This window comes from Paenibacillus oleatilyticus (assembly GCF_018998565.1).
GTDB classification, from domain to species: domain Bacteria; phylum Bacillota; class Bacilli; order Paenibacillales; family NBRC-103111; genus Paenibacillus_G; species Paenibacillus_G oleatilyticus.
This window is the reverse complement of the sequence record NZ_JAHNZO010000001.1, coordinates 478,095-504,932: the sequence shown is the minus strand read 5'-3', so window position 1 is coordinate 504,932 and position 26,838 is coordinate 478,095. Positions and strand designations below refer to the sequence as shown.

The window sequence follows — 26,838 nt, the reverse complement described above, 5'->3', positions numbered from 1 at the left end:
GGCATGATACGAAATCGGAACGTTCATTTGATCGTGGGGGGCGCGTTGGTCGGCGCGATGCTGGCGATCATGCTGGTGAGCTGGTTATATGTTCCTTACGACGTCAATAGCATGAATCCGGCCGAACGGTTTCTCGCTCCCGGGGCGAAGCACCTGCTCGGGACGGACAATTTCGGACGGGACATCTTGAGCCGGGTGATGACGGCTTCCCAAACCGCCTTTCAGGTCGGCTTCCTGACCGTTTTGATCGGTGCGGCCGGGGGGCTGCTCGTCGGAGCCGCCGCAGGCTATGTCGGCGGCTGGCTGGACGAAGCGCTGATGCGGCTGATGGACGCGATGATGGCGTTTCCCGGGCTGCTGCTGGCGCTCATGCTGGTGGCGGTGTTTCAGCCGAACCTGACCAATACCATTTTGGCGATCGGCCTCATGGCCGTGCCCGGATTTGCCCGCATCGTCCGCAGCGGGTTCGTGCAGTACAAGGAGATGGATTTTGTGAAGGCGGCGCGCGGCATCGGGGCCGGGCCGCTCTCCATCGTGTTCCGCCACATTTTCCCGAACATTCTGTCGCCGTTCATCGTGGCGGCCACGATGAGCTTCTCGGGGGCGATTCTGGCAGAAGCGGGGCTGAGTTATCTCGGGCTCGGCATCCAGCCTCCCGACCCGAGCTGGGGACGCATGCTGAACGAGGCCCAGAGCTATATCGCGAAAGCGCCTTGGTACACGCTGGCGCCGGGCCTCATGATCACGATGACCGTGCTCGGCTTCAATCTGCTCGGTGACGGGCTGCGCGATTGGAACGACCCGAAACGATAAGGGGGAACGAACCATGGCCAGAGGAAATGAAACGCCTCTCTTGAGGCTGGACGAGCTGCATATCGAGCTTCCGACCCGTCAGGGCATGCGCGCCGTGCTCGAAGGGGTATCGCTTTCGGTCGGGCGCGGTGAAATCGTCGGCATCGTGGGGGAATCGGGCTGCGGCAAAAGCATCACGGCCCAGGCCGTGATGGGACTGCTGCCTGCCGGCGCCCGCATCGCGGGCGGCACGATCGACTACGACGGTGCAGAGCTGAGACAGCTGTCGCCGGAGGCGATGCGCAGACTGCGCGGCAGGGAGATCGCGATGGTGTTCCAGGACCCGATGACCTCGCTCAATCCGGTATTTACGGTCGGAGAGCAGCTGATGGAAGGGCCGCGATTGCACTTGGCGATGTCCCGCAAAGACGCGTATAATCATAGCGTAGGGATGCTGGAAAAAGTTGGGCTGGCCCGCGCGGAGCAGTTGATGCGTGAATATCCCCACCGGTTGTCCGGCGGGATGCGGCAGCGGGTCATGATTGCGCTGGCGCTGGCGTGCCAGCCGAAGCTGCTGATCGCCGACGAACCGACGACGGCGCTCGACGTGACGGTGCAGGCACAAATATTGGAGCTGCTGCGGGACTTGAACCGGACGGAGGGCACGTCGGTGCTGCTGATCTCGCACGACCTCGGTGTCATCTCGGAAATGTGCAGCCGCGTGTCTGTCATGTACGCCGGACAGGTGGCGGAGACGGCCCCGGCAGCGGAGCTGTTCCGCTCGCCCGCCCATCCGTATACGGTGGGCTTACTGCGGTCGATCCCTTCGCCTGACAAGCGGGGCGAGGCGCTGTATGCGATTCCCGGGCGCGTGCCGCCGCCGGAGGAGCGCGCCGGAGGCTGCCCGTTCGCGGTCCGGTGCGACCGCGCCGTTGCGGCCTGCTCCGGTGTAAAGCCGGCGAGCCGCTTGATCGCGGACCGGCACGAGGTCCGCTGCTTGCTTGCCGAGGAAGGGAGGCCGTCCGTCCGTGAGTATCAGCTCGCTTGAACGTGAACCGCTGGTGGCGATCGACCGGCTGACGAAGCGCTACCCGGCCGCCGCCACCGGCTTCGGCAAGCCCAAAGCCTGGGTGAACGCCGTGAACGGCGTCTCCTTCGAGATCCGCAGCGGCGAGACGCTTGGCCTCGTCGGCGAAAGCGGCTGCGGCAAGTCGACGACCGGCCAGCTGCTTGCGCAGTTATTGGAGCCGACCTCCGGGTCCATCCGCTTTCGCGGCCGGGAACTGACAACGCTGCGGGCCCGCGAGGTACGGGAATTGCGCAAGCACATTCAGCTGATCTTTCAAGACCCGTACGCTTCGCTCAATCCGCGGCATACGATCGGCTCGATTCTGGAGGAGCCGCTTCGCGTCCACCGGATCGGATCAAGCGCCGAGCGCAGGCAGCAAGCCCGCGACATGCTGGAGACGGTAGGGCTGGACCGCAGCTACGCCGCCCGGTATCCCCACGAATTGAGCGGCGGCCAGCGGCAGCGCATCGGCTTCGCCCGGGCGCTCATGCTGCGCCCGTCCTTCGTCGTGGCGGACGAGCCGGTGTCCGCGCTTGACGTTTCGGTGCAGTCACAAATTTTGAATTTGCTCAAGGAACTGCAGCGGCGCTTCGCGCTGACGACGCTGTTCGTCTCGCACGATCTGAATGTCGTGCAGTACATGAGCGACCGGGTTGCCGTCATGTATCTGGGCACCCTGGTCGAGCTTGCACCGGCCGAAACCTTGTTTCGCGGTGCGGTACATCCGTATACGCGGGCGCTGATCTCGGCGATTCCGTCCGTCGGTGCCGGAGAGCGGCGTGAACGCATCGTGCTCCGCGGCGAGGTACCGAGCCCGCTTCATCTGCCCGCGGGCTGTCCGTTTCACACACGCTGCCCGCAGGCGGTGGCGGAATGCGCTTCCGTACCGCCGGACTGGAAGCCCGTCGGCCCGGACCATTACGCGCGCTGCCTGCTGATTTAAGCAGCATTCGCATTCGGAGCGACGGGGCGCAGCTTGCAGAAGCCGCCATCGCCATCCGATCCGCTCAAGCCTACAGGAGAACGAGGAGGGATACTTTTGAACATCGGCATTTTGTCGGATTTGCATATCGATACCAATAACCCCGGCTGCTCCGTCCCGGTCGAGGAGGCGCTCTGCGAGGCAGCGCTTGCGCAGAAGGTGGATCTGCTGCTGATCGGCGGAGACATTTCCAACAACAGCGCCACGACGCTGAAGACGCTCAGATACATCCGGGAACGGTTATCCATCCCCTGCTTGTTCGTCCCGGGCAATCACGATCTATGGAACATCCACGACCCGGAACGTACGGCTTGGGATTCGTACCGCGAGCTGCAGGCGTTCGAAGGGAACCTCGCGAACGGCGCTTACATGATCAACGAAGAATGGGCCGTCGTCGGAGATATCGGCTGGTACGATTACTCGTTCGGCGCAGACCGCTACACGAAGGAAGAATTTGACCGGATGTCGCTCGGCGAGCGGACGTGGCAGGACAGCCTGTTCGCCCTGTGGGACCGGCCGACGACGGAGGTCTGCGATTATTTCGTGCAGAAGCTGGACAAGCAGTTGAACGAGCTTCGGGACAAAAAGGTCATCGTCATGACCCACGTGCTGCCGCACCGTTATTTTACCGTTCCGTACGCTCCCGAGGTGTGGGGCTACTTTAACGCCTTTCTCGGAAGCGAGCAGTACGGGAAGCTGATCGAATCGTACGCCTCCTCCGTGAAGCTGGCCGTCTGCGGCCATGTGCATTACCGGAAGCGCCAAACCTTCGACGGCACGCTGTACGTATGCAGCTGTCTCGGCTATACCCGGGAATGGTCGAATCCGGGAGACGCGCGGGCCGAGGTTGCAAAGGCGTTGACCGTGATCGAGCTGACCTCGCTGGAGGAGCATAGTCCGTTGAATGCATAATTGATCCGTCCATTATACAGAGGAAGCACCTCTTGCGGCGAAAGCGGCTGGAGGCGCTTCTTTTTTCGTTCCCCCGGAATAGGATGCAGTACACTTCAGGTACTACGCAAAGTTAGTACTATCCGCTTTGTCGATTTCGCGTACAATAAGATTTAAGACCAGGTGCTAGGAACTAATCGCAAAAACACAAAGCACCGACGGAGGGAATGGCTATGGTATTGGTAAAATGGTTGGCCCGAATCGTACTCAACCTGTTATTTCAAGCGAGATTCAGCGGTTTGGAAAAGCTCGACTTCCGCAAACCGACCATTCTGATTCCGAATCATCTGTCGCTGATCGATGCGGCTCTGCTCGCTACGCGGCTCCCGGAGGAAGTGACGTTCGTCGTGAACACGCGCATTGCCAAGAAGTTCGCCCCGTTGATCCGGCTGCGCAAGCATATCGCCGTCGATCCGATGAATCCGTACTCCGTGAAACAGATGGTCAAGACGGTGCAAAAAGGGGCCCCGCTTCTCGTATTCCCGGAAGGGCGCGTCAATACCGCGAGCGGCGGCTCGCTGATGAAAATATACAGCGGCGTCGGCTACATTGCACTCCGCACAGGAGCGACGCTGTACCCGATTGCCTTGAACGGACCGGAGAGGTCGAAATTTTCTTACCTGAAGCACAAAATCCGGCAGGTGTGGTTTCCCAAGGTGACCGTGCAGATCGGCGATCCGTTCACCTTGGATTACGACCGCAGCCAGTCGATGAAATCGCAAAAGGAACGCGCTGCGGCGCAAATCCAGAAGAAGCTGGAGGCCGAGCTGGTGAGCAGCCGGGTGAAGACGAAGATCAACCTGTTCAACGAACTGCTGACCGCTGCCAAGCATCACGGCCACAACTTCCCGGTGTGCGAGGATATAAGCCAGACGTTTACGTATAAAAAGCTGCTGTCCGCTTCCTACGTCTTTGCCAGAAAGCTTGCGGCCGAACTGAAAGACGAGCCGGGCGTCGCCGTCCTGCTGCCGAATTCCGCCGCCCATCTGCTTGTTTTGTTCGCGCTGTTCAAGCTGGATAAACGACCGGCGATCCTCAACTTTTCGGCCGGGGAAAATAACATGCGCATCGCCTGCGAAACCGCTTCCGTCCGTACGATTCTGACCTCCAGACAGTTCGTCGATAAAGGAAAGCTGACGCCGGTGATCGAAAGTCTCGGCCAACAGTACCGTGTGCTGTATTTGGAAGACATGAAGGATACGCTCCGTATGAGCGATAAGCTGTCCGGCTTCGCGGATTTCCTGCTCAAACGGAAGGCGACGGTGAACAATACCGAGATCGTGCTCTTCACGTCCGGCAGTGAAAGCGTCCCGAAAGGGGTCGTGCTGGACCATGCGAACCTGTATGCGAATATGCAGCAGACGCGCACGGTGATGGATATTAACGCCCAGGATGTCTTTTTCAACGCGATGCCGATGTTCCACAGCCTCGGGCTGCTGGTGACGGTGCTTCCTGTGCTGAACGGTGTGAAGGTGTTCCTGTACCCGAGCCCGCTCCATTACAAAGTCATTCCGGAGCTGGCCTATGATCGAAATGCGACGTTTCTATTCGGCACCTCGACGTTTCTGGCAGCGTACGGCAAAGCGGCGCATCCGTACGATTTTCAATCGCTTCGCTGCGTGATTGCCGGAGCCGAGAAGCTGAAGGACGAAGTCCGGCAGCTGTGGGTCGACAAGTTCCATGTATGCCCGGTGGAAGGCTACGGCACGACGGAAGCTTCGCCGGTCGTGGCAATGAACACCCGGATGTGGCACCGCAAAGGCACGGTCGGTCAGTTGCTCCCGGGCATCGCCTATAAGCTGGAGCCGGTGCCAGGGCTGGAAGGCGGCAAGCTGCTGATTCAGGGCCCGAACTTAATGAAGGGCTACCTGCTCCACGAAAAGGGCTTCATCCCGTGCCCCGAATGGTATGATACCGGAGACGTAGTGAAGATCGACGAAGACGGCTTTGTGACGATTGTGAGCCGGGTGAAGCGGTTCGCGAAGATCGGCGGCGAGATGGTGTCCTTGAACCAAGTGGAGGAGCTTGCGGCAAGCTGCTACCGGGACGCGAACGTTGCTGCGGTCAGCGTGCCGGACAGCCGCAAAGGCGAACGAATCATTCTGTTCGTAACGCAAGAAGAGCATCAGATTCAGACGATCAAGCAATTCGTGAAAGACCATGGGCATTCTCAGCTCATGACCCCGTCCAAGCTGGTACAGGTCGAGAAGCTGCCGATTCTGGGCAGCGGCAAGCCGGATTATGTGGCACTGAAAAAGCTGGCCGAAGAGCCGGCGGCAGACGAAGGAGCGAACGCCGTATGAACCTATGGAAAAAACTCAGACTCAAGCCGATTAACGCGCTGCTCGTCTCGCAGTTCTGGAGCGCGTTCGCCGATAACGCCATTTTATTCGCGATCATTGAGATGCTGCGGGCCAAGGCGTATCCCGAATCGTATATCGGCAACGTGCAGCAAGCCTTTTTGTTCGCTTACGTCGTTCTGGCGCCGTTCGTCGGCAGTTTCGCGGATAAGCATCCGAAGTCGGTCGTGCTGCTGATCGGCAACGCGCTCAAAGCGCTCGGGATCGTCGGCCTGCTGCTCGGTCTCGAGCCAGCTTTAAGCTACGCCGTGATCGGAATCGGCGCAGCCGTGTACAGTCCGGCGAAGTACGGCATCCTCGGCGAAATTTTGAGCCGCTCGGCCACAGATGCGAAGCAGCTCGACTCCGAACTGCTCAAGGCGAACGCTAAGATCGAAGGCTATACGATCGTCGCCATTCTGGCCGGTACGGTGGGCGGAGGCATTCTGGCGAAGCAGTCGCTGACGGTGTGCATCGTCGCCTGCCTGCTGTTGTACGTGACCGCGCTGCTTTTGTCGCTTTCGATTCCGCGGGTGGCGGGGAACCCGAACATTCATTACGTCAAAGACTCGATCTTGTTCTTTAAAGATATCGCCCGGCTGTTCCGGGACCGGACGGCCCGCTATTGCCTGATCGGCACCAGCTCGTTCTGGATGACGTCGTCGGTCATTCGTGTGGCGGTCATCTCCTGGATTCCGCTGCACCTCGGCATTCACGGAGTCGATCAGATTTCGATGCTGATTGCGGTCACAGCGATCGGCATTATGGCTGGAGCCCTGACCGCTCCTAGACTGATTCCGGCGCCCAAGTACTTGAACTCTTATCTGTATGGCGTCGTGATGGTCGTGCTGATTCTCGTTTTTCCGATGCTGGGAAATTTGTACGTGACGGTGTTTATCCTGCTGGCGGTCGGTTTCGCCGGCGGCGTCTACGTCGTGCCGCTGAACTCGGTGCTGCAGAAGGTAGGCAACCCGAAGATCGGCGCAGGCAAAACGATTGCCGTGCAAAATTTGTTCGAGAACGTCCTGATGTTCGCGGGCGTGCGGGCGTATACGCAGGCGACCGCTGCGGGAACAAGCGTGGAGACGTCGATCTACGGCGTCGGGCTGGTGCTGGCGCTGTTCGTGCTGTATCTGGTGTTCCAAGCTGTGATGCTGAAGCGGAGAAGCGCCGATGTTGCCGGTTCCCGCGTATGACCGTTCGCGATTAAAAGCAAAGACCGGACCCCGCCGCCTGGCAGGATCCGGTCTTTCTTGCGCTTAGCGTCCCGGCAGCGGGGCCGAGCCGTACGGGTAAGTATACTGAAGCGGTTCGTCGAACGTGATGTAATCGAGGTTGACCATCAGCAGCAAAAAGCGCATGCCGGTTTTCGGATCGCTGATGATGATGTGGTCACGGCCGGCGGCTTCCAGGCGTCCTTTGAAAATTTTGGCGTTCCACTGGGTGTTGTTCTCGTACGTCATATACAGGGTAGCGATTTTGCCCAGATTGAGGCGCAAAATATTTTCGATGAAGGACTGCTCCATTGGCAGTTGCCCCGGGGTGGTCGGCGCGGCCGCCGTCGGTATCGGCTGTCCTGCAGCGGTAATCGAAGAGCCTGCCGGAATCATCGGCGGCACCGATTGCGCAGTAGGCTGGCCGTAGCCGGGTCCGGGGTAACCGGCGCCGTAAGGAGTCGGTACTGGTTTGTTCGGATTGTTATACATCGCTTATAATCCTCCTTCAAACTTCGCTTGATTTGGGTTTCGACTGGGCTGGAGCACACCATTCATACTATGGTGTGGGCGAAAGTTTGGTGACGGATTTTATATTGAAATTGGGGAGCAATGCTGCGCAGCCCGAAAGGAAGCGGGCTAACCGAAAATCTGTAACCGCAATGCTGGCCACAATGTTTCCAAATAACGGAGTCAACGTAGAGTGTTCCGAAGCGACGTCGATTCTTAGTTTACCAGCACCGTTCGCTGCGCGGGCTCGGCATATATTCCTACCCGACTGATTCGGATAGCTATGCAAAAAGAGCCCTCGATTCCCAAGGGCTCTTCCCGAACTAAAACTCAATATAATCCGGGTCCGGACCGAAGCGACGGTCCTGGTTCAGGCCGTCCAGACGCGCCATATCCTCGTCGGACAAGGTGAAGTCGAAGACGTCGATGTTCTCGCGGATGCGGCTTTCGCGAATGGACTTCGGAATGGTAACCACCCCGTGCTGCAAATCCCAACGGAGAATAATCTGCGCCGGCGTTTTGCCGTATTTGCCCGCAAGCTCGCTTAATAGCGGGAGATCGAGATTGCCCTGCATCAGCGGACTCCAAGCTTCGAGCTGAATCTTGTGTTCCTTGCAGAACGTCCGCAGCTCCTGCTGAATCAGAAGCGGGTGGAACTCGACTTGGTTGACCGCAGGAACGATTTCGCTATCCTGCAGCAAATCCTCCAGATGGTGCACTTTAAAATTGCTGACGCCGATCGCCCGGACGAGTCCGTCCTTATACAGCTTTTCGAGCGCCTTCCAGGTTTCCTTATATTTGTCCTTCCCTGGCCAGTGAATAAGGTACAGGTCGATGACCTCGAGCTGCAGCTTGCGCCGGCTCTCCTCGAAAGCACGAAGCGTACTGTCATAGCCCTGGTCCGCGTTCCATACTTTCGTGGTGATGAACAACTGGTCGCGCGGAATGTTGCTGGCTTGAACCGCTTGGCCAACCCCTGCTTCGTTGCCGTAGACGGCAGCCGTATCGATGGAGCGGTAACCGGCTTCCAGCGCATGCTGCACGGCTTGGACGACCTCGTCGCCTTCCTTGGTTTTCCAGACGCCCAGTCCGAGCCATGGCATGCGGACGCCGTTGTTCAACACCGTAGTGTCGTTTCGCTGAATCGCGGTCATGTTCAAATTCCCTCCTTGGACAACTTTCAATCTATTTTAGGATAACACAAACAGGTATGAACGGAAAATTCGCCCGGGCATTCCGGTCGTTGGAAACTTCGTTATTGAACGTCGGTATAAAAGAGTTTATTATGTAAGTTAAGGAAAAAATAGAACCAAACGGTAATCCTTTGTGTTGTCTTCTTGTTTCTGTCAGAATGTTAGCCGCACTGCATCGGCTGGGAAAGGAATAAGCATGAAGCTTCGGACGTCCTTTATCTTGTGGTTTGTCGTGCCTGTGACGTGCCTGCTCGCTTTGAGCAACGTCATTTACTATTATACGACGAAACAGATGCTGATGAACAATCACTATAATGAAGTGGAAAGTTTCTCGAGCAATATCAAAGTGTATTTCGAGCATTCCCAACGGTCTGCCGACTATGCCGAAAAGCTGCTGGCGCAAAATTTGCGGCTGGCGGCCATGCTCGCGCAAAGCAAGCTGCCTCCGCGCTTGGAACAGGTGAGCAATAAGGAGTTGACAGAACTAAGCAAAGAGCTGCGCGTGTCTGATATTACGCTATTTCAGCGCGAGGGAGACGATATCGTAGCCATGCGTTCCTCCAATCCTACTCAACGGAACATATCTGCCAAAGAGTTTACCGATTTTTGGTTTCTCGCTCTCAAGCAACTGCTGGACGGTAAGAACGTATCGATTTCCGAAGGCTACACGCTTCCCCATTATTGGTCAGGACCTGTGGACGTTTCATCCTCGGACCCGAATGCGCTCCATAAATTCGGATACTACCATGACGGCCAGACCGACTATATTATCGATCCATACTTCAGGGAGGAGGATATGGAGGAATATGTGACCTTGGCTTCTTACATGCACATCATCGAACGTCTGCAGAAAGAAAAACCGTTCCTGATCGAAATCACAGGCTTCAATGCCGAGCGTTTCGGAGAAGAAATTTATGAAGTCAAGCAAAATAATCGGTTGGTTTTTCCTCATCCGACGCGCCCGATCTATTTTGGGCAGTATGCCATGCAGTCGGACGATGATGTGGAGATGGTCAGACAGGCACATCGGGACAAAAAGACGATCAGCTATCAGACAAGCGTTCAAGGAAGTGACGTGATTAAAAGCTTTGTGCCCATCGAAACCCAGCTGCCGCTGGTGGTCGGCCTTGTCTCGGATTACAGCTATATTCAGAACGAACTGAAACGCCAGTCGGAGCGGCTTCTGACGATCAGCGTCGTGTCTTTCCTGATGCTCGGTGCTTTCGTGCTTGTTTTAATCCGGAGAAGCAAGCTTGCAGCGGCTGTCATTTCCGCCGAGAAAATTTATCTTGAAAATATGAACAGCTTATTTACGGCCATCCGGGGGCTAAATCACGATGTCGGCAATATTGTCAATGCCATTCACGCTCATGTGCAAAAGAAGGAATACGACGAGCTGGAAAAAGTAACGCAAGCGTGGGTGAAGGAAGTCGTTGAAATTCAAGATGTCGTTGTGATCCGGCATCCGACGCTATCGGCCATTGTGCAATTCGCGGCCAGCAGCGCGATCAAGCAGAAGGTGAAGCTGGAGCACGACATCGCCGTCACGGGTGATCTGAAGCTGAACGGGGAGAAGTCGCTCGATTTGATTCGCATTGCAACCAATTTAATATCCAATGCGTTTGACGAAACCGTGAAGCTGCCGGTGGAGGAGCGACTGGTTCAAGTAGCCGCTTGGAACACGGGCCGCTTGCTGTACTTCAAAGTATCCAATCGCGGGAGACAGATCGGCGATGAGGAGCTGCCCCAGCTTCTAAGCGCGGGCTATTCCACAAAATTCAAGCACGAAGGCTTGGGCTTGCAAGTGGTCAAAGAGCTGGTGCAAAAATATAAAGGGCAGCTGTGGGTAGAAGATTTTGAAAGCGCAGGCGCTACGTTTATGTTCAAAATCCACATTTAGACAATCCAATGAACGATCATAAGGTGGTGAACCGGACGTTGAATCAAGGGGAACAACTGACCGCTTTAATTGCGGAAGACGATTTTGCACAAAAGCAGCTTTTAATTCGATTTGCCGAAGAACATCAACTCATCGTTGTCGATACAGTGTCGTCGGGAAATAAGCTGGTGGACAAGTATATCGAGCTGCAGCCGGACCTCATCCTTACGGATATTAACCTGGACGATATTTCCGGTCTGAAGGCTTGCCGACTGATTAAGGCGAAGGGGTACGACCCTTGCATTATTGTGGTCACGGCGCTCACGGATATGAAATATGCGGAGGAGAGCTTTGAGATCGATTCGCTTTCCCTGATGCTGAAGCCCGTCACCTCCGAACGATTCAAGAAAAGCTTGGAGAAGGCGAAGAAGCATTTGACGCAGAAAAGAAAGCAGTCGCACGCAGCCGGATCCAACGACGAACGCTTGATCCGCTTCAAGCAAAAAATCTGCGATTTGGACGGGCGAAACATCCAGCGGGAGCTTTATGTCAAGGAGGAGAAAATTGTTTATATCTCCAAGGACAGCAAGCAGATTTCGATCAAATGGACGGATTCGCATTCGGTCCAGACGATTCATACCTCCTCCACCCTGAAAGAGCTGAATGCGGCGACTTCGCCGCTTCTCTTCCAGTGTAACAAGAGCCAGTTGGTCAACGTGAGATATATTCAAAAAATTTGCGCCGATCTGATTACGCCGGGCAATTACGAAATCCTGCTTTACGGCGTACCCGAATCCTTGACGCTAAGCCGCAGCTGTTTTGCCCATTTTGAGCGGGCCCGCAAGCTGATGGCGGAAGAAAAAGGCGTACGGGACGCGGTGTTAAGGCAGTAGGAAGTTGTTTCCGTTTACCGCTTCCGCATGAGAATCAACTTATTCCACAAGAAGCGTGATTTTATGGGAGGACCGATTGCCGATTTCTTTGCCTGCAAGCTCGGTCATCGTATCCCACGGGCTGTTCATTACATAGCCGTACACCTCGTAGCGTCCCGGTTTTTCCGGGGCGTTAAATTCAATTTGCCGCAGAGCCGCTTTCTCGGGCGGGGCTTCGAACCACCAGTATGGTTTGCCGTCAGGGAAAGGAAGCTGCCGGTCATCCATCATCAGCCATACCAAATAATCTTTTGTATTTTTAAATCCTCCGGCCCGAATGGCCAACTTTATTTTTTCATTCGGTTTCGCTTGGATGACTTTGGGGAGCGTCCCGAATTTGTCTTCATTTTCAAACTGCTGGTTCAACACGATCCCGTGCACGGACGAATTGGAGATCGTATAGGAAATAAGGTCGGGAATATCGGATTTCGTAAATTCAGTTTTTCCGGATTTTTTTATGGTGTACCGGCCGACGATACCGAAGTAATCTTTGATTTTGTCCTGCCGGTCCCAAGGATTGTTTTTATTGGCGACAATACTGATAGTCAATGCATGCAGATCGGGCGACAGCGAATCGGTGGGAATGCGGACAGGAATGCTGACGGAAGCGCCTCTTGCAGCGCTGAATTTGTATTCGTTTACGGACGCATGGGGATCCGATTCCACATAGAACGGTATTTTTATATAGTCCATGAAAAGGTAAAGCGAGAAGTTTTCATCCTGTCTCGATTCGTTGGTAAAATGAATCGTATAGTTAACTTCATTTCCATCATCGAGTTCGAGAAAAAAGCGACTGACTTTTTCGCCTCGGGCATCTGTAAGTTTCATTCCGTAACTTTCCGTAAAAGTTGTAGGCTCTTTGGGCATGAACGAGCTTACCGTGAGGTTAAAGGCAAGTCCAATAGACGAACCGAGCAAAACACAGAGTATAAGCTTAATTACCTTGCGCAATGACATCTCCTCCGGCGAAGAGCAAATATAGTAAAATTCAAGGCGGTTTTGAATGATGCGCGAAAAATGGGGAATGTCTGTTCTAGTGAACAGACATTCCGGCATTAAGATATAACATTACGACGAAGTGGAAGTGCTATCGCTAACGGTTTCCCCGTTATGGGTTACTTGATGGTACCCTGTTGCATAAGCTCCGCCTTCAGCTTCAATTCTTGTTGAAACATAGTCGTCATCGGTGTCCGTTTTCGGATTATGTCCAAGGGAGCTGCCGTCGCTGTTCTTGATTGAAACATCCACGCTTAAATAATCTACTTTGCTCTCATCAACCGTGTAGGTCTTGGCTTTGGCTTTAGTACCGTCATATTCCAATTCTCCCTTGACTTTTACGCCGTCTACTGTAAAACGCGTGCTGTCATACCCTGCCAAAGCCGAGCCTGTTACGGCAACCAATAGTGCGCTTGCTACGATCGCTACTTTTGCCTTCATTTCACAAATCCCTCCATCAATGGAATAGTTTACTTCACGGATACGACGTCGTTGATGTGAAGCATCTTAATCATGTCATAAAAAAGGTGTTTTGCTCCATTTTTAGGATATCTGGAAGAAAAAAGCCGCTTTCTTGTATGAAAAATGTCGAAAATACTCATTAATGCTCGAATCGATTCCAGGACAGGGCCGCATCGCTGCGTCGTTGAGGTATCTTCGTAACAAAATATTTACAATTATCACCTTGTTTAATATAATTATCCATGAATAAACTTTTATTGCTTAATACTTTTGTTTTAAAACATCTTTCATCGTGGCAGATCCGTCAATCGTCCGTCGTTGTATTTGTTTGAAAAAAACGAAGGGAGCGGTAAGTGTGGAGGCTGTGGAAAAGATCGTTTACCCCGATGAGATCACCGGGTTCAGCAGGGAGGAGCAGCGGTTCGAGCCGTATTCGTGGTATCGGGAGATGAGGAGGAGCCATCCGGTCTATTTCGATCCGGAGCAGAAGGTCTGGAATGTCTTCTTATACCGGGACGTGGAGCGGGTATTGTCCGATTATCATCTGTTCTCCAGCAAAAACGACCGGAGGCTGTCGCCGTTCCCGGTTATAGGAGAGGAAGAGAAAAGCCTGACCTCCATGGATCCCCCGTCGCATTCCAAAAGACGAGGGTTGGTTGCGAAAGCGTTCACCCCCAAGTCGCTTAAAACATGGGAACCGCGAATTGCCGCGGTCGCGCAATATTGGCTGGATCAAATCCGGGAGCAGGCTACGATCGATCTTGTCTACGATCTGGCGATTCCTCTGCCGGTGACCGTCATTGCGGAGCTGCTGGGCGTTCCGGCGAGCGATTGGAAGCAATTCAAGCTGTGGTCGGATGCGATTGTCACACCGGGCAGCCGCGACACCTATGCCGAAAGCGTGCAGGAAAGGACGCGGGCGCTGAAGGAAATGGCGGATTATTTACGGCCTATCATCCGGGAAAAAAGAAGCCGTCCGACAGATGATATCATCTCGGATTTGACGATCGCCGAGCTCGAAGGGGAGCGTTTGAGCGACGAGGAAATTATTCATTTTGGTATCGGATTGCTTTTTGCCGGGAACGAGACGACGACGAGGCTGATCTCCAATGCGTTCTATTGCTTTCTGGTCGACCAGCCTGCCGCTTACCCGCTGCTCAGGAAGGAGCCATCGCTCATTCCGAAGGCGGTGGAAGAAGTGCTGCGTTTCCGCTCGCCTGCCCAGTTCATGATGCGCAGAGTTGCGCAGGATACCAATGTGTTCGGCGTGGAAATGAAAGAAGGGGAATCGGTCATCGCCTGGATCGGCTCGGCCAACCGCGACGAGGAACATTTTGTTCAAGCGGAACAGTTCGATCTGAACCGGCCGAATAATCAGCAGCACCTGTCGTTCGGGAAAGGTACGCATTTCTGCCTGGGCGCGCCGCTGGCGAGGATGGAAGCAAGCATCGGCTTGACCGAATTCATGAGGCGCTATTCCCGGCTGACTTTGCCCGAAGATTGGAGCTTGAGCGAAAACCTCGGGGAGAGGGGATTTCTTTCTAAGTTTCCCGTCCGCGTCGAGCGGTAGCGCGCACGCATTCGTTGCTTATGGAAGGGCTGCGCAAGCGGCTGAACGTTTTTTCCACTCCTGCGGCCGATTCGGAGCTTTACTATAGCGTAGCTAATTCCGGTCCTCCGGTTTTAACCGGAGGCCTTTTTTGCTGTTGCCCGCTTGTCTCTATGCCCGCCATCCGGAAGGGGCCGTTCCTGCTTGACGAGATCATTCACCGGTGCAGGAGCACGCTTCTTGTATTTTCCGAAGCTATGCAAAAAAATATACGGTGTAATACCCTGCGCCTCCAAGCACACGGCCGCTATTGTCTCTTGATGGGGGATTCGACAATATTTTGAACAACGCCATCCGTTGTTGTCAAAAGGTCCGCAGGTTGTTATGATAAAGAGGATCTTTTTAAGAGTGAAGGAAATCACAATTAATTTCGAATTCCTCACACAAGGGGGTTGCATAGAGGTGGAAAAACAGGCAAGTTTGGGAATGGGTGTAGAGACGGCAGATGTTGAGGCGGATACCGTTGTGAACTCGTCGGCTACGTGGAGAGATTTTGTGAATCTCGCCAAACCCGGCATTTTATTTTCTAACGCTATTACAGCATTTGGCGGCTTTTGGGTCGCTTCCGGCTGGCACATCCAGTGGGATAAATTGATATATATGCTGCTTGGCACCGTGTTGGTGATGGCGTCCGGCTGCGTGCTGAACAACTATTTGGACCGGGACATGGACAAGAAGATGACCCGGACGCAAAAGCGTGCTACCGCAGTAGGCACCATTGCTCCGCAGACCGTATTATGGTATGGCATCGTGCTCGGCGTTATCGGCCTATCGGTGCTGTGGTTCTTGACGAATCCACTGACCGCTCTGCTCGGTTTGCTTGGTTTGTTTATTTACGTATGGATTTATACCGCATGGTTCAAGCGGTCCTCCGTATGGAGCACGTTCGTCGGCAGCTTTTCCGGCGCAATGCCTACGCTGCTCGGCTACTGTGCCGTTCAGGGACAGATCGATGCCGCGGGGCTTATTCTGTACGGCATTATGTTCCTGTGGCAGCCGCCGCACTTCTGGGCGCTTGGCATTCGCCGGATGGAAGAATACCGCGCCGCCGGCTTCCCGCTCCTGCCGGTTGTTAAAGGAACGTACATTACCAAGATGGCGATGATCCGTTATATCGTGCTGCTCGTGCCCATTTCACTTTTGCTGTATTGGCTTGGGTACGTAGGAGAGCTTTACTTCTTCGCGGCTACGATCATGGGCTTGTACTGGGCGTTCTTGAGCCTTAAAGGGTTCAAAGCGGAGGATGAAGTGCAATGGGCCAAAAAAATGTTTATTTATTCTATTAACTATTTGACCTTGCTGTATATCATCATGGTCATCAGCACCACTCCATTACCGTAGGGTATTCGCGGACGGTGCAACACGGTGGATGACAATCCCTTGGCCCCGGCCTTGGGATTTATTTTTTGAACAATGGGAAGGGGAGCGGTGATATGCAGAAAACCGGTTTTAAAATCGTTGTCATGGTACTGCTGGTTGGTTTGATCGCAACATTGGCTTATATGCTGGTCAAAGGTCCGGAGAAAAAAATCGGGGTGCTCAAGAAGGCGCCGGATTTCAAACTGGAAAACCTGGACGGCAAGACGGTAACATTGGCTGATACCGCAGGAAAAGCGAAGCTGGTCTATTTTTATTTTTCGTATTGTCCTGACGTCTGCCCGCCGACGACCTACAACCTGTCTAAAATTCAGGACGTATTGGTGAAAAAAGGTGTGTTCGGCACGAAGACGGCGCTTCTTTCCATCACGTTCGATCCGACGAGAGATACGCCTGAACGGCTTAAGGAATTTTCCGGCCGCTTCCATCCGGATTATAAGGGCTGGTACTTCCTGCGCGGCGACGAGGCTTATACGGCGGACCTGGCTAAGAAGTTCGACGTCCTTGTAGCTAAAGATCCGAAAACCGGCAATTTTACGCATACGAACTTGTTTTTGCTGGTCGACGGCAAAGGCGACGTACGGACCTATTATTCGGGCAATGACGAAAATATCGATATCGAAGGAATCGCCAACGACTTGATTCAGGTTAGCAAGGAATCCTAGGCAAATGGCGAGGGCATCGATTTGACATGGCTTATTTTACGCATATTTTGCTCAATAATGTCATTCCGCTAACCATCATGATTGCGATAGGCGTCGTTTTGTACAGGGCATTCAAGCTCGATATCAAGACGCTTTCCAAATTGAATTTTTACTTATTCTCCCCGGCGCTCGTATTCAAAATGCTTTACGAATCGTCGCTGTCGCTTGCTGTTCTCGGACAAACGCTGTTGTTTTTCGTCCTGTTTTTTGCCGCGATGTTTCTTTTGATGGAAGTCGTGATCCGTCTGCGGGGATATAAGGGCGGCATGATCCCGGCGATGCGCAATAGCGTTATTTTTTACAACAGCGCGAACTATGCGATTCCGCTTAATCAGCTTGTGTTTGTCGGGGACGCGTTCACCTTATCGATTCAGATTATCATTATGATGATGCAGAGTCTGCTTCCGAACACCTACGGCATCTATGCCGTTAACGCGTCCAAGCGCAATGATATGAAGCAGACGCTCCGGACGATCCTGACGCTTCCGGTCATCTATATCATTCCGATCGCTTTTTTGATGAAGGGGCTGCACATTCCGATCCCTGGACCGGTGTATGCTCCGATCAATTATGTATCGGACGCGTTTATTGCAACCGCTCTCTTGACGCTTGGGGTACAATTGGGAAGCATGAAATGGACGTTCAACCTGGCGGATGTCATGCTGTCGAACGTGCTGAGGCTCTGTGTGGGCCCGGTCGTCGGCTTTCTGATCGTTCTGCTAATGGGGATTGAAGGGGTCATGGCGCAGGCGCTTGTACTGTCCTGCGCGGTGCCGACATCGCTGAGCAGCGTACTCATTGCCGTCGAGTATGACAATGAGCCGGAATTTTCGTCACAAGCTGTGTTTTCCTCGACGATATTTAGCATTTTTACGGTAACACTGGTTATTTATTTGATGAAATTTATAGGTTAGAACTTCTCAAAGGTCGGGATCATCGGGGGATAGATAATAAACTCCTCCAGCCCGGCCTTTTCCAATTGTTCAATAAGATACTCGTCGGGCGTGCCTTCGACGCCGGCATAGCCGCGCCGCGTATAAATTTGTTCGGCATCCGGAAATGTATCCCGGAGAATGGCGCGTATTTTTTTGCCCGAGGGGTCATTATCCGTAAATAGGTATACATCGCTCGTTCCGATCTTCTTCTTCAACTCTTCCAAACGATCCGTATTCAGCGATCCGAAGGTACAAACGATGATAATGTCCTCTGTCAGCAGGCGACGAAGCCTGCTTTTGTCATTTTTTCCTTCCACAATAATAGCGATAGACATCGACGGCCTCCGTTCCTGCAATGAATTTCTTTCTTGTAGTATATCCGCTTTTGCTGTCCGATCCAATCCCTACGTGAACGTATTTCCCAGGAAATGTCGGAAGCTGTCCGTCATTACAGTAGAAGAAACGACAGAAGGGCCGTTGCCCTTGTCTGCGAGAGACAAAAGAAACGGCCCTGTTTCATGGAGAGTGGTTCATGATGCATTAACAATTAGTTGTTGATAAAGCTTGCTTTAGAGAGCAGACGTTTCAGCATGGTTGCGGATTGTGCGCGAGTCGCCGTATCGCGGGCGCCCAACGTGTCGTCCGTCATGCCGTCGATGATGCCGGCGTCAATCGCAGCGGCGATTTCGTTCTTCGCCCATACGATTTTGCTTGCGTCTTTGAACTTCGCCAACAGCTGAGTTTGTTTATCAGCCGAGACGTCCGGTTTCGCACCGGCATAGTTCAGAGCGCGTACGACCATAGCTGCCAGCTCTTCGCGGTTGATCGTAGCGTTCGGACGGAACGTTCCGTCTTCGTAGCCGTCAACCAGCTTCGCGTTTGCCGCTGCTGCTACAACGCTTGCGTACCAGTCGCTAGCTGCAACGTCTTTAAACGTGCTGCTGCCGTTGTTCGTATCCAGACCCAGCGCGCGAACAACCAGTGCTGCGAATTCCGCACGAGTGATATTGCGCTCCGGCTGGAATGTCGTGTCGGTTACCCCGTCAACGACTAGCTTGTTAGCCAGCAGTTTGATGTAGCTTTCGGCCCAGTGGCCGTTGATGTCGGAGAAGGTTTTATCCAACTCGATTACGGCATAGATGCTGCTGCCGTTGCGTTTCAACGTCGCTTCGTTTTTACCGTCCGTCGCAGAGAAGACAGCAGGTACAAAGCTCAGTTTACCCGTTGTCGGGTTGTAAAGAACGCCTGTCGCTTTGGACGAATCGACAGCTTTGCTCAGCGGAAGAATCCGGCTGATGTAGTTGTTGCCGAGGTCCAGAGCAGCAGTTTGCTTATCTTTGCCAAGGCCGACGATATCGAAGTCGACAGCATTGCTTGCTACCGTACCGCCAAGCGCTTTAGCAGCCTTATCCACGCCGTCCTTCGTCGTATCGTTTGCTTTGGCGATCGTTACTTTCAGCTTCAGCTCATCCGTCGTTACCGATAGCTTGTTAGCCAAGTCTTGCAGCTTCAGCACGTTGAGCGGAATGATGTAAGCGCCGTTGTCGTTAACGATGACCAATACCTTCTTGGAATCCGTTACGTAATCGACAAGCGCTTTAGCCGGAATCAGAGCGATTTCGCCGTTCAGCTTCAGCGTCACTTTGTCGTTGTTTTTGAACGAATTTTTCAGTTGGTCGGCATCGACGGAACCGTCAGAGTTCACGTTGATAATTTCCGAACCCCAAATTCCACCACCGGGTCCGCCGCTGCAGCAAGTGCTGCCGCTGCCGGGGTTAGTCCCGTTGTTACGGTATACGGATTGGTAAACGGAGTCGGTAATCGTTTTGCCGTCAACCGACGTACCGAATGGCCCTTGTACACGAACATAATCATAGGTGTTGCTCGCTATCGTAAATTTGTAGTTATAAACATTGTTTGTAACATCGTAGTCAACATAAGTGGCACTGGAAACGTCAAAACGATTTCCGTTCGGGTCAAACGCGTATACAGTAGCATTCACGCTGTAAACATCGGAATACACCGTACCGGTTACCGTGTTGTTGCTTTCAAATTTCAAGTCTTTGAATCCCGAAGCGGCAAACGCCAGCACGGGAACCAAAACAGAGATGATAAGCATCAGTACGGTCACTTGTGCTGTCTTTTTAAGCACAGCAGGCTTCATGCAGGGTTCACTCCTATCTTTCTTGACGAATAATGGATTATTACTAATGCGTTGAAAAGGTTTCCTGGACAAATGCATTTTCACCTCCTTCAGCCAGTTTATTGAATATCATTTAGATGTTTTCGAATCGGACAGAGCTATTTATGTCCGTCGCGCCAATGGCAGAATGATCCATTACGGCAGCACTTTGAACATTACCCAAATCTGCCCGCAGTGAAACATCTCGGCATCTTAAACGGCGGAGAGTGAAGTAAAGTTGCGTTCCGAATCGTTTATCACTACTTTTGGACTATTAATTTATGACTAAATTCCTACAAAATACCGAATTGGGAATATCGAGACGATTCTCATTTCATCTGGAAAAGCAAAAAAACGCGCTCCGAATCTTTTCATACCCCCAAGTCGAATCAAACTCGCACGGGAGCGACAAACGAACGGGACGGTAGCAAAGAGAGTGCAAGCATAAGGCAGAGAAAAGCGAGGAAATACGGCGATACTTGTGTCCGTGTATGCCCGGCGACAATCGGGCCGATAAAGGCGCCGATCGAGTATGAAACCGACAGAATCGAGAAGACGCGTCCATAACGGTCTGCGGGAGTAAGGGCTGCAAGCAGCGATGCGATGGCCGGAAAAATGACGCCCTTGGTCATCCCGATCAGAAACAGCGAAGCGTAGAGCGGCAACGGCCAATGAACCGACATCCCGAAAAAAATGAACGCCAGCGCAAGACAACCGAACAACATTCGGTAAAAAGGAAAAATCCGGTTCAAAAACAGTAAACTAAGCGTCACCAGCGACCCCATGGAAATGACGGAAAAGAACACGCCGGAGGTCATGATCGAACTGCTCGCCTCCTTCATCAACGGAAGTTCGAAAAACAAAATACCTTGGGAGCAAGACAGCGCAAGAGGAATAACGAAGAAAAGCCAAGGAACGTTTTCCTGGCCGGAGACCGGTAAATTATCCTGAGAAGCAGAAGAAAGGGCGTGCTCCCCGGCAATCGCTGCATTGGTTTGGCGTTCGCTGCGCTGTTCCTTTACCCCGATCCAAGCGAGCAATCCGGTAAGAATGAGGCCCCATCCTAGAAACGTAAACGATTTGGCAAAGCCAAGCTGCGAGACCAGGTAGGCGCCGGCCGCCGGACTGAGCACGGAAGCGATGGTATGCACCATGCCGTTCCCGGCCATCAGCTTGCTTTGCTGAATCTGGTTTTTGGCGATTTTGGCGAGCAGGGACAAGCAGGCCGGCGATAGAAAGGCCAAGACGAAGCCGCTGATCGAACGGATGACAAGCAGCCCCCACGGATCGCTGACGCGGGATTGAATTAAGAGCACGATTCCTGCTACAATCAGGCTGAACACAATGAAGCCCTTGCTTCCGTAGCGGTCGACGCCGTAGCCTGCGATCAGGTTTCCGGGCAAATGCGTGATCGAGTAGACCCCGAGAATAAGCCCGATGAACGAAGGCGTCGCACCTAGCGAAACGGCAAACGGAGTAAGAATCGGGTACTGGGCATGCAGGTCGAAAATGGCGACGAACATGAACAGATAGAGCCATACGGCGGTTTTCATGAAAACACCTCTTTTCATAATGGGGTTCGTCCGTCTACCGCTACTCTATACGTTTACGTCTGCCGGCAAAGGGATAGTACAAGTATTTTGCAACGTGCCGGATCGTTTAGCGTATAAGAAACGTGGGTTCCGGCGGACAAAAGGAGGGGTGCCGGATGGACATGTTTATCCGAATCGTGCTGGCGGCCGTTTTGGTGCTGGCGCTGTGGAGGCTGTTCGGATCGTTGCGCCGAACCAGGCGAAGAGAGGACAAAGGGGCGGAAATCCAGCGCAGGCTCGCCGAGCTCCGCAAAAAAAGAGATGAAGAGTGACGCGGAACTGGTGTATGATAAGGGCGGAGAACCGCTGTAAGGGATTTACATAAGCGATGGAAGACGGACTTTTAGGGGAGCGATGGAAGTGGATTTCGTAACGGCTTTTTTATCCGAGCGGTGGTATGTGCTCGTCGGAGCGCTGATTGTGCTGTTTCTCGTCATCAAAGTGGTGAAAACCGTCATCAAGTGGGTTCTTGTGCTCGCGATACTGGCGGGGCTCTTCTGGTATGGCGCCAGCTACAAGGATCAGCTCCTGGAGCTGGGTACGACGGTGGGAGCGAAAGTCGCCGCCGAAGTTAAGAATCAAGCGGTCAAAGCGATTACCGACGAAGTGAAAGAAGCGAAATACAGCCAGAACGCCGACGGCTCGTATACCGTAAGCACCAAAAGCGCGAAGCTGGAAGGCAAACCCGGTTCGAGCGATGTGCAGGTTACCTTTATGAACCAAACGTTCACGATGAAGCTGGACGATGTCCTGAAAGGATTCATTGAGCAGGCGAAGAAAAACGCCGGCCAATGAGCCATCGGAACGCATTTCGATAGGAAAGGAGGGGGACGCTGGTGAACGAACTGGAGAAGCTGGCGCAAATCAATTTGATTACCGTGCTCATCGCCGTATTGTTTGTAGTATCGATTGTACAAGGCTTGCTTCGCGGGGCGTCCTCCTCCGCGAAGCATCTCGCGCTTATGGTGACGGAAGGGGCAGTTACGCTGCTCAGCCTGTTTCTCGCTTGGGAGCTGACTTCATGGCTGTCGCCTAAGCTGCAGACCTGGCTTGAAGGGCTCGGACTAACGATCCCGTCCGAGGAACTCGGCTTTTGGAAGCAGCTATATTATACTGCCGCAACGGCACTGCGCGATTTCTCTCTGCTGCGGTTCAGCGTCCTGTTTGTTTTGGGATACGGCTTGATCAAGCAGCTGGTTTACCGTATTATCGACCCGCTGGTGGACGATTGGCTGGCGGAACGGACGAATGCGGACACCGCCGGCGGGGGGCGAGTCGCCTCTCCCTCCCTGCTCAGCAGTCTGATCGGCGGCGTCATCGGCTCGGTGACCGGGTTTGGCCGGGGGATGATTATGATTGCCGTGCTGTTTATCGTCACGACGCTGTTCCCGCAGACGCCGGTAGCCGCTTATATTCAAGATTCGTCCCTTTTTCAAAAAGGGGCGACGGAAGTGATCCGGCCGATGACGGGCGACTTTTTCGCTAACCAGCTCCCTGTTTTCACACGGGCCGTGGAACAGGAGTTTGGCAACATTTTACAGCGAAAATACGAGGTCGTGGATGCCCGTATTCCCCAGGATGTCGCGGAAGCGGCCAAGCAGGTGACGGCCAAAGGCCAGACCGACGAAGAAAAAGCCAAGCTGCTGTACCGCTGGGTCGGCACGCGTATCAAGTACGACTGGGACAAAGTGAAGGTGTACGAGGAGCAACGTATCTGGAGAGAGCAGACGCCGGAGGATACGTTTAACACGAAGAAGGGCGTGTGTATCGACTTTTCCAGGTTGTACGCGGTTATGGCGAGGTCGGTGGGGCTGGACGTCAAGGTTGTGACCGGGCTCGGTTACGACGGGCGGGGCGGTTACGGCCCTCATGCTTGGAATGAAGTGTACCTGGGGGAGAAAAGGGAGTGGGTGCCGCTCGATTCCACCTGGGTAGCCAGCGGAGGCAACTGGTTCAATCCGCCCCGTTTTCAGGACACGCATATTAAAGATACGTAATAACGGAAGCCGGACGGCCGCTGCAGGCGACGAACCGGTTTTTTCCTTTTCCGTACGTTTCTATAAATTCCCCGAATATGATACACTTGTGAAGATATAAGTTTGAAAAAGGTGGGTTTATCGTTGCTGCGCAAACCGTTAACGCAATATAAAGCGATATTTTTCGATGTCGGCGATACGCTGATGACGATTCCGGCGGCCCGGGTCATCATGCAGCAGTTTTTGGCGAGCCGGTCTTTTCATCGGGGACAGGAGCAAATCGGGGAACTTTTTACCGAAGCTTTTCGTTTATTTTATTATGGGAAGCAGCTTGACCCGTTCGAAGCTTGCACGCCGGAATCGGACCGGGCTTTCTGGATGAAGCTGTACGATTATATCTTGAAAAAACTGGGCGTTGAAGAGGAAAAGTGGACGGAAGAGCAGATTCACGTCTGCTGCCACGAGCTCTACGACTTATTCACGGCTCCGCAGCAGTATGCGCTGTTCGAGGATGTGGAGGAAAGCCTGCTCGCTTTTAAAGGGAAAGGGTTACAGCTCGGCATCATTTCCAACTTTGCGCCGACCCTGCGCTCGATTCTGGAATACAAGGGCATTCTGCATCACTTCGATCCGGTCATCGTCTCGACGGAGGTCGGTCTGGAGAAGCCGGACCCGGCGATTTTCCGTCTGGCGCTGGAGCGCGCGGGGCTGGCATCGGAAGATGTGCTGTACATCGGGGACCACGAGCGCAACGACATTTGGGCCCCTGCTCAAGCCGGCATCGATGCGGTGAAGATCAAGCGATACGATTACCATACCGGAGACGGCATTCTTTCCCTGCGCGAGCTGCTGCAGGACGTGAAATAGCATAGGGGAACCATTTTTGGAAGGAAGGAGCCGCAAGCAAGATGAAGAAACCTATCGGCATGGACGACTCAAGCAAGCAGGACGGAAGCCAGCGCCGTCATTTTACGACCCGGATCAACCTGTTCTTTTTCTTTACGTTTTTCCTGTTTTCGGTACTTATCGTGCGGCTGGCGATGCTGCAGTTTGTCGAAGGCAAAGAGCTGTCGGCCGAAAAGGACAAAATCAACAACGCCGATACGCCGATCCCGCCGATTCGCGGCAATATTTTCGACCGCAAAGGCGCTCCGATCGCCTACACGACATCGGCGCAGTCGCTCTACTTCCGCATCGAGCAGGACCAGCCCAAGGATCAGGTGGTCACTCTGGCCAAACGCTTGGCGGACATTTTTGCGCAGTACGGCAATAAGGACGTGAAGCAGCCGACCGCGGAGGAAATCATCAAGGAAATGGATGTCGGCTTCGATCTGAATCTGCAAGACACGGCCAAAAAACCGAGCTATTACTCGATCCCTCGGCGGATCAAGACCGACTTGACGCAGGCGGAGATGGCGTTTATTCTGGAGCATCGTGACGAGCTGAAATGGATCGAGATCATGGAGGAGAGCCTTCGTACGTACGACCGCGAGAATACGATTGCGGTGCAGCTTGTCGGGTATATGCGGCCGTTCTCGACAGCGCGAGAAGCAAAGAACGGGCTTGAATTTTACAAGGACAAAACGAAAACGGAAGGCTACCTGGACCGGGAATACGTCGGCTATGACGGTATTGAATTGATGTATCAGGAGGAGCTCCGCGGCAAAAACGGCGTGAAGTCATATCCGGTTAACGCCTTGCAGAAAATTATCGGCAGTGCGGAAGCACCCCCTGTCATTCCGCCGGAGAAGGGGAACAACCTGATCCTGACCATCGACAAGAACGTCCAGCTTGCCACCGAGAAGGCGATCATGGACCACCTAGTGACGCTGAAAAGTCCGGCTTACCGCTCCAACCCGTACGCAAACAAAGGAGTCAACGCCGTTGCGGGCTATGCCGTGGCGATGGAGGTCGAGACGGGCAAGGTCGTGGCGATGGCCAGTATGCCGGATTACGATCCGACCTTCTGGAGCAATCCGTTCTCGGATGCCGATTACAAGCAGGTTCAGACGAAAATCAACAACGGCACGATTACGACCGCGTACCCGGACTACCCGGAGGACGAACAAAAATATCATCCGACGTCCATCGTGTATATGGGCTCCGTCGTTAAACCGCTCTCGGTACTGATCGGGCTAAACGAAGGGCTGTTCACAACCAATACGTATTATAACGATACCGGCGTATTTACGTACGGAAAAGACAACAATTCCAAACTGACGAATTCCGGCAGAGCCGCCTACGGATCGATCAATGCTACAGGGGCGATCCAGCACTCGTCGAACACGTTCATGTCCGCTTTGATCGGCAACGCGCTATACATGCGCAGCCCTAACAAAGCTGTAGAAATTTGGGACCAGTATTTGGCCAAATTCGGTCTTGGCGTGCTCACCGGCAGCGGCCTGCCGCGGGAAAGCGCAGGAATCAGCGAGTACAAGACGAATACGAAAGAAACTCCGCAATCTCGGATGGTATTCGCCTCCTGGGGGCAGAACGAGAAGTATACGACGCTTCAATTGGCGCAGTATACGACAACGCTGGCGACCCGGGGTAAACGGCTTCAGCCGCTGCTTGTCGACCGGATCGAGACGTACGACAAAGGACAAATAATCAAGAAATTCGATCAGGCTGTCGTGCTGGATCAGACCGATTTCCCGAAAGCTTATTGGGATGCCGTGATCAAAGGCATGCTGCAGGTCGGCATTCAAGGCTTTGACGATTTTCCGTATACACTCGCCAGAAAAACGGGGACCTCGACGCAAAGAGTGGCCGGCGGCAAAGAAATTGACAACGCCGTGTTTATTGCCTTTGCGCCTGCAGAAAATCCGAAGCTTGCCGTCGCCGTCGTCGTTCCGGAGGGCGGATTCGGCTCCTACGGAGCGGCGCCGATCGCGCGTAAAATCTTCGACGCTTACGATCAATATTACGGATTGGACGGAAAGCCGAAAGGGCCTCCGACAGAAAACAAAACGCCATAGCAAAGCACCGGAAATCTCCTCGCGAAGAGGGGATTTCTTTTTTTATAAAAAAAAGTGTTGCAATAGGTAAACATATTTGTATATTATAAACATATAGTCTTTAGGGAAATAAAAGTGGGCTAATACAACTTATTTTGAGAGATGGGAGAGGGGTACTTTGAAAAAC

Annotated in this window: 24 protein-coding genes; 17 read left to right on the top strand and 7 right to left on the bottom strand. The window is 53.5% G+C overall.

The genetic code is table 11. The features are described 5' to 3' along the window. Nucleotides 1–3 precede the first annotated feature (3 nt). The 6 genes from KQX66_RS02285 (at nucleotide 4) to lplT (ending at nucleotide 7,329) form a co-directional block, all read left to right on the top strand. Nucleotides 4–813, top strand: coding sequence for an ABC transporter permease (locus KQX66_RS02285; protein WP_216789197.1), 810 nt, complete (start codon nucleotides 4–6; stop codon nucleotides 811–813). Between the two features lie 13 nt (nucleotides 814–826). Beyond that, on the top strand, nucleotides 827–1,840 hold the full coding sequence (locus KQX66_RS02280) for an ABC transporter ATP-binding protein (protein WP_216789195.1): 1,014 nt from the start codon (nucleotides 827–829) through the stop codon (nucleotides 1,838–1,840). Further along, a complete protein-coding gene (locus KQX66_RS02275; RefSeq protein ID WP_216789193.1) occupies nucleotides 1,821–2,804 on the top strand; it encodes an ABC transporter ATP-binding protein in 984 nt (327 codons plus the stop codon). The genes KQX66_RS02280 and KQX66_RS02275 overlap by 20 nt, the downstream gene beginning before the upstream one ends. A gap of 96 nt (nucleotides 2,805–2,900) precedes the next feature. Further along, nucleotides 2,901–3,755 carry a metallophosphoesterase gene (locus KQX66_RS02270; RefSeq protein ID WP_216789191.1) on the top strand — a complete coding sequence of 285 codons (855 nt, stop codon included), beginning with the start codon at nucleotides 2,901–2,903 and terminating at the stop codon, nucleotides 3,753–3,755. Between the two features lie 212 nt (nucleotides 3,756–3,967). After that, nucleotides 3,968–6,097, top strand: a complete 2,130-nt coding sequence (locus KQX66_RS02265; protein ID WP_216789189.1) for an AMP-binding protein — start codon at nucleotides 3,968–3,970, stop codon at nucleotides 6,095–6,097. After that, the gene (lplT, locus tag KQX66_RS02260) at nucleotides 6,094–7,329 is read left to right on the top strand and encodes a lysophospholipid transporter LplT (protein WP_216789179.1); all 1,236 of its coding nucleotides are present in this window, start codon (nucleotides 6,094–6,096) and stop codon (nucleotides 7,327–7,329) included. The genes KQX66_RS02265 and lplT overlap by 4 nt, the downstream gene beginning before the upstream one ends. Before the next feature lie 63 nt (nucleotides 7,330–7,392). Here lplT and gerQ read toward each other — a convergent pair whose 3' ends face one another. Together gerQ and KQX66_RS02250 are read right to left on the bottom strand one after the other, a co-directional pair. Further along, nucleotides 7,393–7,839: a spore coat protein GerQ gene (gene gerQ / locus KQX66_RS02255; protein WP_216789177.1), complete on the bottom strand. Its 447-nt coding sequence runs from the start codon at nucleotides 7,837–7,839 to the stop codon at nucleotides 7,393–7,395. Nucleotides 7,840–8,180: 341 nt separating this feature from the next. After that, nucleotides 8,181–9,011, bottom strand: coding sequence for an aldo/keto reductase (locus tag KQX66_RS02250; RefSeq protein ID WP_216789175.1), 831 nt, complete (start codon nucleotides 9,009–9,011; stop codon nucleotides 8,181–8,183). A 235-nt stretch (nucleotides 9,012–9,246) separates the two neighbouring features. Here KQX66_RS02250 and KQX66_RS02245 point away from each other — a divergent pair, with 235 nt between their 5' ends. Together KQX66_RS02245 and KQX66_RS02240 are read left to right on the top strand one after the other, a co-directional pair. Then, nucleotides 9,247–10,950 carry a sensor histidine kinase gene (locus tag KQX66_RS02245; protein ID WP_216789173.1) on the top strand — a complete coding sequence of 568 codons (1,704 nt, stop codon included), beginning with the start codon at nucleotides 9,247–9,249 and terminating at the stop codon, nucleotides 10,948–10,950. Between the two features lie 38 nt (nucleotides 10,951–10,988). After that, entirely contained in the window at nucleotides 10,989–11,822 is an 834-nt protein-coding gene (locus KQX66_RS02240) for a LytR/AlgR family response regulator transcription factor (RefSeq protein ID WP_216789171.1), read from the top strand. 39 nt (nucleotides 11,823–11,861) lie between these two features. On the opposite strand, the gene KQX66_RS02235 is transcribed toward KQX66_RS02240, so the two are convergent. After that, nucleotides 11,862–12,689: a hypothetical protein gene (locus KQX66_RS02235; RefSeq protein ID WP_216789169.1), complete on the bottom strand. Its 828-nt coding sequence runs from the start codon at nucleotides 12,687–12,689 to the stop codon at nucleotides 11,862–11,864. 240 nt (nucleotides 12,690–12,929) lie between these two features. Beyond that, nucleotides 12,930–13,298, bottom strand: coding sequence for a hypothetical protein (locus tag KQX66_RS02230; RefSeq protein ID WP_216789167.1), 369 nt, complete (start codon nucleotides 13,296–13,298; stop codon nucleotides 12,930–12,932). Nucleotides 13,299–13,674: 376 nt separating this feature from the next. On the opposite strand from KQX66_RS02230, the gene KQX66_RS02225 reads away from it, so the two are divergent. The 4 genes from KQX66_RS02225 (at nucleotide 13,675) to KQX66_RS02210 (ending at nucleotide 17,923) form a co-directional block, all read left to right on the top strand. Further along, nucleotides 13,675–14,889 (top strand): cytochrome P450, encoded by a 1,215-nt coding sequence (locus tag KQX66_RS02225; protein WP_216789166.1) that lies wholly within the window; start codon nucleotides 13,675–13,677, stop codon nucleotides 14,887–14,889. A gap of 441 nt (nucleotides 14,890–15,330) precedes the next feature. Continuing rightward, nucleotides 15,331–16,269: a heme o synthase gene (cyoE, locus tag KQX66_RS02220; RefSeq protein WP_216789165.1), complete on the top strand. Its 939-nt coding sequence runs from the start codon at nucleotides 15,331–15,333 to the stop codon at nucleotides 16,267–16,269. Between the two features lie 92 nt (nucleotides 16,270–16,361). Then, on the top strand, nucleotides 16,362–16,970 hold the full coding sequence (locus KQX66_RS02215) for an SCO family protein (protein WP_054973024.1): 609 nt from the start codon (nucleotides 16,362–16,364) through the stop codon (nucleotides 16,968–16,970). 26 nt (nucleotides 16,971–16,996) lie between these two features. Continuing rightward, nucleotides 16,997–17,923: an AEC family transporter gene (locus KQX66_RS02210; protein WP_216789164.1), complete on the top strand. Its 927-nt coding sequence runs from the start codon at nucleotides 16,997–16,999 to the stop codon at nucleotides 17,921–17,923. Here the strand turns inward: KQX66_RS02210 and KQX66_RS02205 are convergent. The 3 genes from KQX66_RS02205 to KQX66_RS02195 form a co-directional block, all read right to left on the bottom strand. After that, entirely contained in the window at nucleotides 17,920–18,279 is a 360-nt protein-coding gene (locus tag KQX66_RS02205) for a toprim domain-containing protein (protein WP_216789163.1), read from the bottom strand. The two genes, KQX66_RS02210 and KQX66_RS02205, sit on opposite strands and share 4 nt — an antisense overlap. A 212-nt stretch (nucleotides 18,280–18,491) precedes the next feature. Next, a complete protein-coding gene (locus KQX66_RS02200) occupies nucleotides 18,492–20,108 on the bottom strand; it encodes an S-layer homology domain-containing protein (RefSeq protein ID WP_216789162.1) in 1,617 nt (538 codons plus the stop codon). 407 nt (nucleotides 20,109–20,515) lie between these two features. Next, a complete protein-coding gene (locus KQX66_RS02195) occupies nucleotides 20,516–21,679 on the bottom strand; it encodes an MFS transporter (RefSeq protein WP_216789159.1) in 1,164 nt (387 codons plus the stop codon). Nucleotides 21,680–21,834: 155 nt separating this feature from the next. Between KQX66_RS02195 and KQX66_RS02190 the strand changes: the two genes are divergently transcribed. The 5 genes from KQX66_RS02190 to KQX66_RS02170 all read left to right on the top strand — a co-directional run bounded on the left by KQX66_RS02190 (nucleotide 21,835) and on the right by KQX66_RS02170 (nucleotide 26,672). Beyond that, on the top strand, nucleotides 21,835–21,990 hold the full coding sequence (locus KQX66_RS02190) for a hypothetical protein (RefSeq protein ID WP_216789158.1): 156 nt from the start codon (nucleotides 21,835–21,837) through the stop codon (nucleotides 21,988–21,990). A gap of 82 nt (nucleotides 21,991–22,072) precedes the next feature. Continuing rightward, on the top strand, nucleotides 22,073–22,513 hold the full coding sequence (locus KQX66_RS02185; RefSeq protein WP_216789156.1) for a hypothetical protein: 441 nt from the start codon (nucleotides 22,073–22,075) through the stop codon (nucleotides 22,511–22,513). Nucleotides 22,514–22,554: 41 nt separating this feature from the next. Then, nucleotides 22,555–23,715: a transglutaminase domain-containing protein gene (locus KQX66_RS02180; RefSeq protein WP_216789153.1), complete on the top strand. Its 1,161-nt coding sequence runs from the start codon at nucleotides 22,555–22,557 to the stop codon at nucleotides 23,713–23,715. A gap of 123 nt (nucleotides 23,716–23,838) precedes the next feature. Further along, nucleotides 23,839–24,561, top strand: a complete 723-nt coding sequence (locus KQX66_RS02175; protein WP_216789150.1) for an HAD-IA family hydrolase — start codon at nucleotides 23,839–23,841, stop codon at nucleotides 24,559–24,561. A gap of 41 nt (nucleotides 24,562–24,602) precedes the next feature. Next, nucleotides 24,603–26,672: a peptidoglycan D,D-transpeptidase FtsI family protein gene (locus KQX66_RS02170; RefSeq protein ID WP_216789148.1), complete on the top strand. Its 2,070-nt coding sequence runs from the start codon at nucleotides 24,603–24,605 to the stop codon at nucleotides 26,670–26,672. Nucleotides 26,673–26,838: the final 166 nt, after the last annotated feature.

What these genes read in the sequence shown, in the direction of transcription:
- KQX66_RS02285 (WP_216789197.1), top strand. Translation starts at nt 4, where the DNA reads ATGATACGAAATCGGAACGTTCATTTGATCGTGGGGGGCGCGTTGGTC.
- KQX66_RS02280 (WP_216789195.1), top strand. Translation starts at nt 827, where the DNA reads ATGGCCAGAGGAAATGAAACGCCTCTCTTGAGGCTGGACGAGCTGCAT.
- KQX66_RS02265 (WP_216789189.1), top strand. Translation starts at nt 3,968, where the DNA reads ATGGTATTGGTAAAATGGTTGGCCCGAATCGTACTCAACCTGTTATTT.
- lplT (WP_216789179.1), top strand. Translation starts at nt 6,094, where the DNA reads ATGAACCTATGGAAAAAACTCAGACTCAAGCCGATTAACGCGCTGCTC.
- gerQ (WP_216789177.1), bottom strand. Translation starts at nt 7,839, where the DNA reads ATGTATAACAATCCGAACAAACCAGTACCGACTCCTTACGGCGCCGGT.
- KQX66_RS02250 (WP_216789175.1), bottom strand. Translation starts at nt 9,011, where the DNA reads ATGACCGCGATTCAGCGAAACGACACTACGGTGTTGAACAACGGCGTC.
- KQX66_RS02245 (WP_216789173.1), top strand. Translation starts at nt 9,247, where the DNA reads ATGAAGCTTCGGACGTCCTTTATCTTGTGGTTTGTCGTGCCTGTGACG.
- KQX66_RS02235 (WP_216789169.1), bottom strand. Translation starts at nt 12,689, where the DNA reads ATGAAACTTACAGATGCCCGAGGCGAAAAAGTCAGTCGCTTTTTTCTC.
- KQX66_RS02230 (WP_216789167.1), bottom strand. Translation starts at nt 13,298, where the DNA reads ATGAAGGCAAAAGTAGCGATCGTAGCAAGCGCACTATTGGTTGCCGTA.
- KQX66_RS02215 (WP_054973024.1), top strand. Translation starts at nt 16,362, where the DNA reads ATGCAGAAAACCGGTTTTAAAATCGTTGTCATGGTACTGCTGGTTGGT.
- KQX66_RS02210 (WP_216789164.1), top strand. Translation starts at nt 16,997, where the DNA reads ATGGCTTATTTTACGCATATTTTGCTCAATAATGTCATTCCGCTAACC.
- KQX66_RS02205 (WP_216789163.1), bottom strand. Translation starts at nt 18,279, where the DNA reads ATGTCTATCGCTATTATTGTGGAAGGAAAAAATGACAAAAGCAGGCTT.
- KQX66_RS02200 (WP_216789162.1), bottom strand. Translation starts at nt 20,108, where the DNA reads ATGAAGCCTGCTGTGCTTAAAAAGACAGCACAAGTGACCGTACTGATG.
- KQX66_RS02195 (WP_216789159.1), bottom strand. Translation starts at nt 21,679, where the DNA reads ATGAAAACCGCCGTATGGCTCTATCTGTTCATGTTCGTCGCCATTTTC.
- KQX66_RS02190 (WP_216789158.1), top strand. Translation starts at nt 21,835, where the DNA reads ATGGACATGTTTATCCGAATCGTGCTGGCGGCCGTTTTGGTGCTGGCG.
- KQX66_RS02185 (WP_216789156.1), top strand. Translation starts at nt 22,073, where the DNA reads ATGGAAGTGGATTTCGTAACGGCTTTTTTATCCGAGCGGTGGTATGTG.
- KQX66_RS02170 (WP_216789148.1), top strand. Translation starts at nt 24,603, where the DNA reads ATGAAGAAACCTATCGGCATGGACGACTCAAGCAAGCAGGACGGAAGC.